Source organism: Paenibacillus sp. A3M_27_13 (assembly GCF_024213315.1).
Classification (GTDB): domain Bacteria; phylum Bacillota; class Bacilli; order Paenibacillales; family Paenibacillaceae; genus Paenibacillus; species Paenibacillus polymyxa_B.
The window spans coordinates 306035-318583 of the sequence record NZ_JANAVE010000004.1; the positions used below are offsets into that span (position 1 = coordinate 306035).

The window sequence follows — 12549 nt, forward strand, 5'->3', positions numbered from 1 at the left end:
TTGTTATTCAATTCTTGTCCATACAAAGTGGTCTATGTTCGTCCACTCCAGCGTACAACTTAGGAAGGGCCGATACGTAGTGCAACATGAAAGTTTACATTAGGGAAGGGGGTCATCCCATGAAAACAGCCCTCTGGCTGTATCTTTTTTTATTCATTGCCTTTTTCGATCTGCATGCACAATATCCTATTTTGACACCATTCGCTATCTCCCTGGGTGCAGCACCTACTTTTATTGGCTGGATGATGGGGATTTACTCTCTAACTCACCTGCCTGGTAATTTGATGGCCGGCCCCAAGGTCGACAAACACGGCAGCCGCCGATATATTATGTTCAGCCTAACAGCCGCAGGCATTATTCTTATCATTCAATCGTACATCCACACACCGTGGGAATTACTTTTTCTTCGGGCGATTAGCGGTTTTGTGTTGGCCTTTTTATCTCCAGCCTGTCTGGCCATGTTGGCACAGCTATCCGATCATCCAGTTACGCAAGGCAAATATATGTCAGGACATGGTGTCGTTCACACATTGGCCTCTGTCCTGTCTCCAGCCGCCGGCGCATTTATCGTAGCCAGTTTTGGCTTTAGTGAGACGTTTAGTTCCCTTGGCATCATTCTCGTAGTCACGGGACTTATGGCTTATTTCACCTTGCCCAAAAGAGCACCCGCTCCACAGGCCCAATTATCAGATGGTCATGCGACACCCGCTCCACTATCCGGGGCACAGAAGACGCGTTTACCATTCAATTGGCGTTACCTGCTCCTGCCTTTTGTTTTGGCGTGTGCACAAGGCATTTTATTTTACGAAATTCCATTACGGAATAACGGTTCTGCGTCCATGATGTCCACCGGATTGCTCTTTTCCATCATCAGTTTGGGAGCACTTTGTACGCTCAGCCTGCTGTTTCTGAACAAATATTCACCCATGGCGCGACTACTTTGTGGCATTATTTTGATGTCTCTAAGTTTCTACGCACTCGCCACCACGCCCGAAGCGGCGATTGGTATCATACTTTTTATTTTGGGAACAGCCAAAGGCATCATTTTCCCAGCATTAGCCTCTCTTTTCATACGAATTGGAGGTGCGCGACTGGGCAAAACCTTTGCACTACAGTCTATTGCAACATCTATCGGCTCCTTTGCCGGACCTGTACTGGCAGGTCAGCTACCCGATCACATTTCTCCTTTTTTTATCGCATTTCTGATTCTGATGGCTGGCCTGCTATTCGTTCCCGTTAAGCGCTTATCTTCGACGCCGCCACTGTCTGCCTCAGGACCTTATCATTCCTAGCTAGGCTGAGGCAGTGGTCTGCTAATATGCTACCTTTAAAGCCCAAAATGCCGTTCTAGAGGGCGTATGCACAGTACACCATCCCCCTATCCACATAGAATATTTTGACTGAACATTCACTAACAAAGGGAGGTGCAGCCTGTGAGCCACTGTCATCCTTGCCCTATTGGAACTTCAACTGGCACCATTCTTGTTCTTTATATTTTGCTCGTCATCATTCTCCGTACTTGCTGGATTTAATGTCCGAATTGCCCTAACATGTTGCCCCTTGTGCCCATGCCTGCCACTTCTGGCAGGCTGTTTTGTTATTTTTTGCATGAGAACCCTATTTGGAGCTACACTATACACATATTCTTCATTTCCCGGGGAATTTCGAGCATATGTATCAGACAAGGGGTGAGCTTAAATGGCGATAACCGTGATCGTCGAAGGGAAAAATGACCGCAGCAAACTTCGCCGATTACTTGACCCGGAGGTCCACATTTTATGCACCTTCGGCACACTAAACTCTATAAAACTGGAATCCCTCCACAAGCGGGCCAAGCACGACGAAATATATTTATTTATGGACAATGACAGCTCAGGGAAAAAAATAAGGGGTGTACTTGCAGACTCTTTTCCGGATGCCTACCATATGTATACCCGCAAAGGATACGCCGGCGTAGAAGGCACTCCAGACGAATATGTGATCGCTCAATTGGAAAAAGCAGGGTTGGAAGAATACATTATATACCCGCCACCTGTTCTTTAGTCTTTAAAATAACAAAAAGCTGTCCTCAGGCCGCTTTCAATGCCTGTTGGACAGCTATATGGTGCACTATAAAATGCCTCTAAAATGACATTAGAACTTATGAACCGTATCGACGATCATCAGCAAGAAACTGAGTGTCAGATGGTTAATGGAAAAGAAAAATACTTTCTTCGCCCAGGAATCCGTTTCTTCTTCCTTAATCGTAAAACCTTTAAAGGCATAGAATGCCCACAGCACGGACAGTAACACGGACACGATCATAAAAATCATACCGGCATATCCATAAGCATACATAAGGATGGGTACCGGAATCAGCAATACAATATAAGGAATCATCTGAATCTTCGTCCGATGGATACCTTTTACGACTGGCAACAACGGAAATCCTGCTGCGCGATATTCCTCAACTCTGCGAATAGCAAGTGCCCAAAAGTGAGGAGGCTGCCATAAGAACAGGAGAGCGAATAAGAGCCACGCGCCCATATCAATACGACCCGAAGCGGCCACATAACCAATCACCGGAGGCATTGCACCAGAAATACCGCCGATGGATGTACTCCATGTAGATGAACGTTTTAACCAAAGTGTATAAATACCGACGTAGATGAACATACCAAGTAATCCCAGTAATCCTGCCGTTACACCAGAGAAGGAGAATAGAACAGCTAACCCAACAACGCCCAAAATAATAGCGTATGACAACACCGTTGTAGGGGTCAGACGCCCTGTTGGCAGTGAGCGATTACGTGTACGCTCCATTTTCAAATCCAGCTCACGGTCAAAATAGTTGTTAAAAACACAAGAAGACGCCATAACCAGCATTGTACCTAATAGTGTAAGAATTAGCTTTATATAGTCAACATCCCATTGCGACGCTAACCAAAAACCACCAAAGGCTGCAACCAGATTGGTACGAAGGATGCCTGGCTTGGTAACTGTAATAAAATCTTTCCAAGTGCCCGCTTTACCGGGTGGTTTAGATTTTACAGAATAGGTAGCCGCATCCGAAGAAGTCTTATAACTTATATTATCCATTGTGAGTAACTCCCCCTTAGAGATGTATGAATTCGGGAGTAAGTTGAACTCCGATATAAATTTTATCATATACCTACCCCAAAAAGTTTGACAGAAAACGCACAAAACGTTCACAATTCCGATGGCAAATCGCCCCTGCTGATCGTTTACAGTAAATTTGGGTAGTAATAAGTACAGGAAACAATACAAAAGGAGCGACAGATATGGATACAGCCACACACTTTGTCATGGGAATCGGATTGGCCGGGCTGGCCTACACTGATCCTGTCGTCGCCGGAGATCCAAAGTTGGCCGCAGTCATACTGCTCGCTACAGTCGTAGGGTCACAAGCTCCGGATTTTGACACTTTGCTTCGGTTGAAAAACAATGCAGCCTACATTCGCAATCACCGTGGACTGTCGCATTCAATTCCCTTCTGGTTGATATGGATCTTGTCCATAACAGGACTGATTTGCCTGATCTTCAGAGATGTGCCCCCAGGTCATGTAGCATTATGGGTAACGATTGCCGTCTGCCTGCATGTATTCACAGATTTATTTAATACGTACGGAACACAGGCATTCCGGCCATTTACAAACAAGTGGATATCTTGGAATATCATCCATATTTTCGATCCCTTTATTTTTGGCACCCATGTTGCTGCGATTATGCTGTGGATCACCGGATTGACTCCACCCGCTCCCTTATTTATTACGCTGTACGTTATTATTGGCCTATATTACATTTGGCGAACCTGGAGTCATTTTATAACCAGAAAAGCGGTACGTAATATGGACAATGAGCGTCAGGAGGGCGACATCTATTATATCATTCCCACCGTATCATGGAATCGGTGGCATGTGGTAAAAGCTCATCAGAATGGAAGTTATGACATTGGCGGATTAAATGGCAAACACTTATTTTGGACGAAACATGCAATTCCATCCACACATCCTGCCGTAGAAGCCTCCAAATCCTATCGCGATGTGCAGGCATTTCGCTATTTTTCCTCCTTTGCCGTTGCCGAGGTGGAGGAACTGGAATGGGGCTACATTGTGCGATGGGGAGACGTCAGGTATCGACACCGGAGACAATATCCATTTGTGGCTGTGGTCGCGATGGATAAGCAGTTCGGACTGATCAACAGCTATATTGGATGGCTCAGTGACGAAAAGATGCAAAAACGCCTTTCCCTGCATACGAATTAAAACCTGCTTACAAGCTAACAACAAGCCGTATGAACAACAGACAGCAAGTTCCCCTTAATCTGGGAGCTTGCTTTTTTTGGTCATTCCCGCAAAAAATCAGATCTCATGAAAGCGCCCTCTTGACGAAGCGGACTTGCGTGATTCACAATGGTCATAAGCCATGCGTAAAAAAATCCGGAGCATGATCGCTCCGGATTTTCTTCATCACAGTTGCTCATAATACAGCTTCCAAGATGGAGTGTTTATGTGTATTACTGCAAACGGCTGCTGCCCGACAAGGATTGTTCTGCTTGTTGGACCAGCTTTTTCGTGATATATCCCCCAAGCGAACCTGTTTCGCGGGAAACAACATTACCGAAGTAACCGTCCTGAGGGATGGTGATGCCAAGTTCTTGAGCTGCCTCATATTTTAATTGTTGTAAAGCGGCGTTGGCCTGCGGTACTTGCAGGTTGTTTGAACGACGTCTGCTCATATTTGAATCTCCTTTCAGTTCTTTGTGAGTGAGGTTCATTGCAAGCTTGCAAGATTATTATGGCTCGCTTACAACTACTTATTCCTGAAATTCAACATTCGAACACTGGAGGTTTTTACCAATGAGTAAAGGTTTATCCCTATGGTTCGCCGTTTCATCCATTGTCCTGCTGACCGCAGCCGCTATATCCATCAGTTATTCCGCATGGCTTGCCATTCTACTGGGGCTATTATCTGTCGGCAATATCGGCTGGGGTTTCGTGGTCAAAGCCCGACAACGCCGCTCCTAAGCCAATCCTATAGGGCCTAATCTATTTTGCCAGCAATATGCTTTAGCGTAGACGTGGCAGAAAGCCCATGCGCTCTTTGACCGCAGACAACGTGACTTCAGCCGCTTCTTGTGCGCGCTCTGCGGATTGGGCCAAAATACGTCCAATCTCACCGGATTCCCGGATGTCACGATAGCGCTGCTGAATCGGTTCAAGCATAGCTACAACGGTCTCTGCCAGTTCTTTTTTAAATGTTCCGTACATTTGACCTTCATAGCGATCCTGCACTTCTTGGAGCGACAAACCGGAACACTGACTGTAGATGCCCATCAGATTACTAATTTCTGGTTTATTGGCCGGATCATATCTAACCTCACTACCAGAATCGGTCGTAGCGCGGCTAATTTTCTTGCGTATGACTTTCGGTTCGTCCAGCAGGGCAATAAAGCTGCCTGCATTCGGATTGCTCTTACTCATTTTTTTAGATACATCATCCAGGGACATAATTCTCGCCCCTACTTCAGGGATATACGGTTCGGGAACAGTAAAATAATCTCCGTAACGGTGATTAAAGCGACCCGCCAAATCGCGTGTCAGCTCCAGATGCTGTTTCTGATCGTCGCCTACCGGAACGAGATCCGCGTTGTAGAGCAAAATGTCAGCTGCCATCAACGATGGATATACGAACAGCCCTGCTCCTACGGAGTCCTTGCCTGCCGCTTTGTCCTTAAACTGAGTCATACGTTCCAGCTCGCCCATATTCGTCAGTGTTGTCATCAACCATCCCAGCTCAGCGTGCTGAGGAACATGGGATTGTAAAAAGACATTGGATTTCTCCGGATTAATACCTGCTGCGATAAATAATGCCGCTACCGCCTCCGACTGCTCACGTAATTGGGCCGGTTCCTGCGGTACGGTAATTGCATGAAGGTCTACGACCATAAAGTAACATTGATGATCCTCTTGCAATTTGACAAAGTTTTTCATTGCACCAATGTAATTGCCCAAAGTAAGTTGTCCACTAGGCTGAATACCTGAAAGTACAGTTTTCATATTCTTCCTCCTCCGTTTATTTCAAAATTAGAACGCAAAAAGGCCCCGCATCCTCAAGGGACGCGAGACCGTGGTACCACCCTTATTCATTGCCGTCAGCCTATTACTTGTCGGAGCTACGCTCCGTGGCTGCCTGCAATCTTAAAGCTCCGTTAACGGGGAGCAATCGGCCGTCATACTGAGGACAGTAGAATCCTGTTCTGTGCGGCACTCCAAGGTCCATTCAGCAGTGCAGGCTCACCGATTCCCATCTACCACCGGCTTTCTGAAGAGCTTATGCGAAAGCTTACTTGTCCTCATCATCGTGTTATCCATGTCATTACTTTCTAAACTACATTAATGATAATTCCGCATAATGTTATTGTCAAATGACGATTGTGCCCTACGATCAAAAATCTGTTATCATAATGACACGAAGCTTCAACCGATTATAGTGGACAAAGGAGCATGGATATGAAACAAGTGACCAAAGAACACTGGAACGGTTACGACACGTATGTTTTACATAGTGGTGAACTCGAAGTTACGATGATCCCTCGCCTCGGGAATAATATTATCTCAGTGCGTGATCTGAAGCTCGACCGGGATATCGTACGTCGGCCTGGTGAGGAAGAATTGGCTTTCTATTTACAAAAGCCTTATCATTTTGGCTTGCCCATTTTGATTCCTCCAGGCCGAATTCGCAAGGGACAATTTGAGTTTGACGGTGTTCCTTATCAGTTCGACCGAAATACTGCCAATGACAATCATATACACGGTCTGCATCGTAATCAATCCTGGCGCTGCAGTGATATTGAAGAGGATGAAGAAGGTTGCAGTGTTACTACCGAGCTTTTAACAGAAAGTGATCCGCACTGGATGGAACAATTCCCCATTCCTTTACGTCTGGAGATGACGTATCGCTTACAGGGTGCTGTATTAAGTCAAACGCTGCGCGTAACGAATTTGGGTGAAAAAGCAGCTCCATTTGGCTTGGGATATCACACTTGGTTTATGGTGGACGGAGAACCTGAGCGCTGGCGCCTAAAGCTGCCTGTGAACGGCGTCTATGAGCAGGATGCTGAACAGCTACCTACAGGTATCATTACTTCGTTGGACGACTTGGAACAGCTCTCTTCGGGACTTTCTCTGAAAGGAACAAATCTAGATACGCTGCTGCGGGCAACGGAAGGCCCTGCTGAAGCTCTTTTGACCCGTGACGACGGTTATCAAATCCGCTACACAGCAGATGAGCAATACTATAAGTATTGGGTTTTATATACCAAAGGTGAATGCGACCAGTATCTTTGCATTGAGCCTTATACATGGCTGCCTGATGCGCCCAATTCACCTGATCCTGTCGGGGAAGCCGGGCTGATCCGTCTGGAGCCTCAGCAATCCATCGACCTCAAAACTCAGATTCATATCATATATCCGTAATTTTCCTCTAGTCACTTTTCTTCCTTCGGCGCATATTTTCATAACTCTGTCGCATACTAACCTCATCACAGCCGAAGGAGGTGACTACACATGAATGAAGCTAATCAAGGCAGAAGCCGTCGCAGTAACAACCTAGTTGTTCCTCAAGCCAACAACGCATTGCAACAATTGAAATATGAAGCTGCACAAGAGCTGGGCATCACCATTCCGGCAGATGGTTACTACGGTGACATGCCATCCCGTGAAGCTGGTTCTCTGGGAGGCTATATCACTAAACGCTTGGTACAGCTGGCCGAACAGCAATTATCAGGTCGTTCAGGTCAATAAGCGTCATTATTCCGCGTGAGCATTCCGTTCATCGTAATTTACCAAAATGCGTTATAACGGGCATATAACAAAGGCGGTCTTCCCTAGGAAGGCCGCCTTTTCTTTACTCTTTTTTATCAGGATTTTGCAAAATTCGATTCCAGTCGCTCCGAAGTGCAAGATATAGACGAACTAACCATTTCGATCTATATCTTGTTCATTGGAAGTCGCTTATGGGATTTTTGCAAAATTCTCATATAAATGTTTATTCCGAATTAGCCGCTCGGTATGTAGGCTTGTTGTAGCGGATCATGAGATTCGCCATGTTGTAGTTGGACTCCAGTGTTGCATCTACCAAAATCGTTCCTTGTCTGATGGCAAAATCGAAAGCAATCTCACCATGAGTCCAGCTACGCTTATGATTTAGCGTTTCTAGGGCCATACGCCGAAAATCCTCCCGATGCTTTACTGATAACCCCGGTTCTACTGCTGCAAATGTGCCACCTTTACCTGCAAGCGGATTATGACGAATCCCAAATTTCCCAACTACATTGTTACGTATTTGTACAAATACGATACCTGACGACAAACCCGCCAGTTCATTATCCAGTTCTTTTAAAACGATATCCATCTGCCTTGCCAACGACAATTGACCTACTTCATCCATTACAAAAACCCTCCTATATACCTTATCCAAAAATATTTAATAGGTCTTACGGCTCAATTATATGCGAAGATTTTTAACCTTACAATCAAAACCAACATAATTGGGTATTTATAACTATTTTCTAAGTATATCCATCATTTTAAATTTCGCCAACAGGTAATGTTAATTACACTTCGACATTTTGCGACTTTGTTCATCATCTTCTGCAAAAATTACAAAAAAGGCCTCCCTCGTGGGAGACCTCTAAAGTGTAAATCCGTTATTTTGTCATTTGTAAAAATTGCTCAATATCCTGAACAGTAACTTGCGCAGCATTACGCCAGAAGTCAGCCTGTGTTAAATCGGTACCTAAGTGCTTGGAAGCCAATTCTTCGACTGTCATGCGACCTGTATCACGCAGCAAGGCATCATATTGGTCGGCGAAGCCGTCAGGATTTTCCTTCGCAAAAGCGTAAATTCCTGCACTGAACATATACCCGAATGTGTACGGGAAGTTGTAGAATGGAGTATTCGTAATATAGAAATGCAGCTTGGATGCCCAAAAATGAGGATGAGCCTCATCCAGGACACCACTAAACGCTTCACGCTGCGCTTGTTCCATCAACTCGCTTAATTGTTGTGCTCCTACGACTCCTTTTTTCCGCAGCTCGTAAAAACGGGTTTCAAACAGGAAACGGGCATGAATGTTCATAAAGAAGGCTACACCACGCTGAATTTTATCCTCCAGCAAAGCCACCTTTTCCTGACCCTCGGCAGCTTCCAGCAACGCATCTGATACAATTAGTTCTGCCAGCGTCGATGCCGTCTCAGCTACGTTCATGGCATAATTTTGATTCAATGGGTGCAATTCATTCATCACATGCTGATGATAACCGTGTCCGAGCTCATGGGCCAGTGTCGAAACATTGGATGGTGATCCGGCATAGGTCATAAAAATACGGGTCTCTTTGCTCAGACGCAGAGATGTACAGAAACCACCCGGACGTTTGCCTGGACGATCTTCTGCTTCGATCCAGCTTTTCTCAAAAGCCATTTGGGCAAAGTCAGCCATTCTCGAGCTAAATTTACCAAATTGCTCAACAATCGTTACAGCAGCATCGTCGTAAGGGATTTTAGTGGTTGACGTCCCCAGCGGAGCTTCAACGTCATGCCAGGACAACTTCTCTAAGCCCAGCAGTTTTGCTTTCCGCTCCAAGTATTTGACTACAATAGGCTTTGTTTCATTAATAACCTGCCACATCGTATCCAGCGTTTGTGCAGACATACGGCTGATTTCCAGCGGTTCCTTAAGCACATCTGTCCAGCCTCGTTTTTCATATAGCTTCAGACGGAAGCCTGCCAAATGATTCAATGTATCCGCGCAATAGTCCTCTACCTGAGTCCATGCCTCTTCCCAACGTGCAAATACGTCTTTACGTACGCTGCGATCTGCTTCATCCAGCTTATTAGCTGCCTGACCTACAGACAGGTTTACGATCTCGCCATTTTCTGGCACAGGGATCGTCATATTTTTGACAATGGTATCATAAAAGTCGCCCCAGCCATGGTAGCCATCCACTGCCAGATCCAATGCAAGGCTTTCCAGCTCAGGAGCCATTTTTTCACGTGCTTCGTTCCGATATTCGGTCAGGACAAAAGAAATCGGCTGGATAGCTTCGCGCTCCATCCATTTCTGCCAAATGTCTTCACTGGTTTGTGCCAGCAAGTTCTGGAAAGATACTAAAGCACTTTTTCCTTGGGCATATAGCGTATTGACACGCGCCCCCAGTTGAACAGCCAGCTTGTCGTGCTGGTTTTGAGCAGTTAGACAAGAGACAAAGGAACCCGCCTGCGACGCACCATTAAACAGCTCCTGTATGCTATTCAGTACACTATCCAGACGCTCGGTATCCAATACCGTTTGTGGTACTTTGGCTGCTTTAAGCTGAGCTTGCAGTTGTTGGACCTTGCTTTCCATTTCTTCCAAAAATGCAAGAAATGAGGCAGAGGAAGATCCTCCGCTAAAAATAGATTCCAGATCCCATGTTTGCTTTAACGGTGTTTTCATAATAGTTCCACCTTTCTTTTTTGGCGAATTCTTGTGGTTTCATATACAATAAAGCTACATCGTGATAGTAAATCACTACAATTGGGAGGAAAACAGGATGAGACCCTTACAAATTTCGCCGGAAACGGCTGTGAAATTATCCGAAAAGCTCGGCATTCCGCTGGAACACCTTATGCATACACCCCAGCACATTTTGATGCAAAAGCTAGCCGAACTGGCTAAAGAAGAAACCGCTGACCCGAACGGCGGAGAATCGGACAAATCATGATCCCTTTTCATAAAACCTGGCCTTATGACATCGTCATGGGAGACGTTTATGTACAGTCTTGTCCGTTTTGCGACCATGATAATGTTTTGCTGCCCCTGAAGCCAAAAGAACTTAAGCTCATACACGAAGGTATGAAAAAGCTGCTTGTGTTTCCATGCTGCCATAACAAGGTTACTTTAGTGGATTGTGATGACGATTATTTGCTGTCAGATACCACATTGCGTCATCATTAATTCATGAGGCAGTTGTAAGATAAGATAACCCGTTTTACAAACAAGGTGTGAACCATGAGCCTAAATCGGCCATAGTGCACACCTTTATTTCTTCAGGAGGAGCTTGCGTCTTGCATTTCCTCTGGCAGTTGGTAATTTTTAGCCAGCATTTGTTCTCGCAGTACAGACCACTGTTCACGGGAAGCCCGGATCATGGCTGCATCCATAATCTTTTTGTCATTAATGACACGCGAAAACCAGCGTACCGCTTCGTTAAAGTTGCCTGTACGTCGATGCAATTCACCAATCAGATAAAGCAGTTTGGCATTATTCGCCCCGACACCCTCCAGCTCATAGACCCGAACATAAGAATCCAGGCTAAATTTGAGAAAGCGAAGCTCCTGCTCCTCATTTCCCTGGTATCTGTACATCCAAGCGATATGCTGTAATAGACTAGCTACTACGCGTTCCTTTTCTCCGATGACCTGGGCACATAGTAAACCCAGTTTATACGTTTCTAATGCCTCTTCCCAGCTACGATGCCCGCCATATTCGCGAGACTGCCAGCGATTACCGATTTTATCCTTGAATATCTTGGTTTGCTGTTCGCTTAACTGAACGGTAGAGTGCTCTGTCGAGGTAAATCCACAATGAGGACAGACCCTTACGACATAAAAATCCGGATTTTCATTCTTATAATAAGCACAAAAATCTGAATCCGTACGAATGGCCTTCTTTAGGCTTGGTCTGACACGGGATGTCTGAAATTCTTCTTCGCAATGTGGGCAAATGATTTTGATCTGATATAACGGTTCAAGTTCCAATGTTTTTACAACCCTCTCCAAAATTCGGCAATCCCCGAAAGCTTACGGGGTATTTACAAAATGATGCGCAGGACCAGACAAACGGTTAAGTATGATTGAACGAAGCGGCTCCTCAATGCCCGTATCCGTTAACGCACCTGCCATACAAGACAACCATGCCTCTGCTCGCTCCTCCGTTACGGGAAACTTCATATGTCTGGCACGTAACATCGGATGACCATATGCATCAGAAAAAAGGGACGGTCCTCCAAAAAACTGGCTCAGGAACATATACTGCTTTTCCTTAACCGGTTCCATGTCTTTAGGAAACAGGGGACTTAACAACGGATCTTTATAAACTCTCGGGTAGAAGGCCTCAATAATAGCACGAACACCTTCCGCACCCCCAAGGTTGTCATAAATGCTCAGGCTAGGGTTCACTTTTCCTCCAACTTTCTGTGCTATGGTAATAAATATACACCCGTATTATAACAAAAAACAAAAAATGACGCTAAAAATAAGCGTCATTTTATCAATTTAACATATGAAGAGGGTGTGCTTCGTTGCACACAGCTTCGTCATTCTATAAATACCACTAATAACTCCGCCAATCCTCTTCACCGGGATGGACGAGAGAGGCACGAATAACATACACAAAAGCACATACGAACAGACCAGCAACGATACTCATCCTGATCACTCCATCCTTAAGGTTATGGATCGTTGTTTTCCTATTTTAACATACTATTTACAAAAATACAGCATTAG

Annotated in this window: 15 protein-coding genes; 8 read left to right on the top strand and 7 right to left on the bottom strand. The window is 45.3% G+C overall.

The features are described 5' to 3' along the window. Nucleotides 1-119 precede the first annotated feature (119 nt). Together NLX82_RS17675 and NLX82_RS17680 are read left to right on the top strand one after the other, a co-directional pair. The gene (locus NLX82_RS17675) at nt 120-1292 is read left to right on the top strand and encodes an MFS transporter (protein WP_254348700.1); all 1173 of its coding nucleotides are present in this window, start codon (nt 120-122) and stop codon (nt 1290-1292) included. Nucleotides 1293-1698: 406 nt separating this feature from the next. Then, nucleotides 1699-2043 (top strand): toprim domain-containing protein, encoded by a 345-nt coding sequence (locus tag NLX82_RS17680; protein WP_029518206.1) that lies wholly within the window; start codon nt 1699-1701, stop codon nt 2041-2043. 90 nt (nt 2044-2133) lie between these two features. Here the strand turns inward: NLX82_RS17680 and cyoE are convergent, their stop codons facing one another. Continuing rightward, nucleotides 2134-3078 (bottom strand): heme o synthase, encoded by a 945-nt coding sequence (gene cyoE / locus NLX82_RS17685; RefSeq protein WP_254348701.1) that lies wholly within the window; start codon nt 3076-3078, stop codon nt 2134-2136. A 203-nt stretch (nt 3079-3281) separates the two neighbouring features. Here cyoE and NLX82_RS17690 point away from each other — a divergent pair, with 203 nt between their 5' ends. Continuing rightward, nucleotides 3282-4265 (top strand): metal-dependent hydrolase, encoded by a 984-nt coding sequence (locus NLX82_RS17690; protein WP_023990200.1) that lies wholly within the window; start codon nt 3282-3284, stop codon nt 4263-4265. Nucleotides 4266-4516: 251 nt separating this feature from the next. Here the strand turns inward: NLX82_RS17690 and NLX82_RS17695 are convergent, their stop codons facing one another. Next, nucleotides 4517-4738, bottom strand: a complete 222-nt coding sequence (locus NLX82_RS17695; protein WP_013311857.1) for an alpha/beta-type small acid-soluble spore protein — start codon at nt 4736-4738, stop codon at nt 4517-4519. Nucleotides 4739-4859: 121 nt separating this feature from the next. Here NLX82_RS17695 and NLX82_RS17700 point away from each other — a divergent pair, with 121 nt between their 5' ends. After that, nucleotides 4860-5027: a hypothetical protein gene (locus NLX82_RS17700; protein ID WP_007431986.1), complete on the top strand. Its 168-nt coding sequence runs from the start codon at nt 4860-4862 to the stop codon at nt 5025-5027. A gap of 42 nt (nt 5028-5069) precedes the next feature. Here the strand turns inward: NLX82_RS17700 and trpS are convergent, their stop codons facing one another. Then, on the bottom strand, nt 5070-6059 hold the full coding sequence (gene trpS / locus NLX82_RS17705; RefSeq protein WP_023990202.1) for a tryptophan--tRNA ligase: 990 nt from the start codon (nt 6057-6059) through the stop codon (nt 5070-5072). A gap of 453 nt (nt 6060-6512) precedes the next feature. Here trpS and NLX82_RS17710 point away from each other — a divergent pair, with 453 nt between their 5' ends. Together NLX82_RS17710 and NLX82_RS17715 are read left to right on the top strand one after the other, a co-directional pair. After that, complete coding sequence (locus NLX82_RS17710) at nt 6513-7478, top strand: aldose 1-epimerase (protein ID WP_023990203.1); 966 nt, start codon at nt 6513-6515, stop codon at nt 7476-7478. 90 nt (nt 7479-7568) lie between these two features. Beyond that, nucleotides 7569-7805: an alpha/beta-type small acid-soluble spore protein gene (locus NLX82_RS17715; protein WP_013311861.1), complete on the top strand. Its 237-nt coding sequence runs from the start codon at nt 7569-7571 to the stop codon at nt 7803-7805. A gap of 244 nt (nt 7806-8049) precedes the next feature. Here the strand turns inward: NLX82_RS17715 and NLX82_RS17720 are convergent, their stop codons facing one another. Continuing rightward, the gene (locus NLX82_RS17720) at nt 8050-8451 is read right to left on the bottom strand and encodes a hypothetical protein (RefSeq protein ID WP_023990204.1); all 402 of its coding nucleotides are present in this window, start codon (nt 8449-8451) and stop codon (nt 8050-8052) included. A 259-nt stretch (nt 8452-8710) separates the two neighbouring features. After that, nucleotides 8711-10498 (bottom strand): M3 family oligoendopeptidase, encoded by a 1788-nt coding sequence (locus NLX82_RS17725; RefSeq protein WP_028541419.1) that lies wholly within the window; start codon nt 10496-10498, stop codon nt 8711-8713. Between the two features lie 97 nt (nt 10499-10595). Here NLX82_RS17725 and NLX82_RS17730 point away from each other — a divergent pair, with 97 nt between their 5' ends. Together NLX82_RS17730 and NLX82_RS17735 are read left to right on the top strand one after the other, a co-directional pair. Beyond that, nucleotides 10596-10766, top strand: coding sequence for a YycC family protein (locus NLX82_RS17730; protein WP_014277894.1), 171 nt, complete (start codon nt 10596-10598; stop codon nt 10764-10766). After that, a complete protein-coding gene (locus tag NLX82_RS17735) occupies nt 10763-10999 on the top strand; it encodes a hypothetical protein (protein WP_023990206.1) in 237 nt (78 codons plus the stop codon). The genes NLX82_RS17730 and NLX82_RS17735 overlap by 4 nt, the downstream gene beginning before the upstream one ends. Before the next feature lie 92 nt (nt 11000-11091). Here the strand turns inward: NLX82_RS17735 and NLX82_RS17740 are convergent, their stop codons facing one another. Beyond that, nucleotides 11092-11802 (bottom strand): DUF2225 domain-containing protein, encoded by a 711-nt coding sequence (locus NLX82_RS17740; RefSeq protein ID WP_023990207.1) that lies wholly within the window; start codon nt 11800-11802, stop codon nt 11092-11094. A 42-nt stretch (nt 11803-11844) separates the two neighbouring features. Next, entirely contained in the window at nt 11845-12222 is a 378-nt protein-coding gene (locus NLX82_RS17745) for a globin domain-containing protein (protein ID WP_023990208.1), read from the bottom strand. Nucleotides 12223-12549 lie beyond the last annotated feature (327 nt).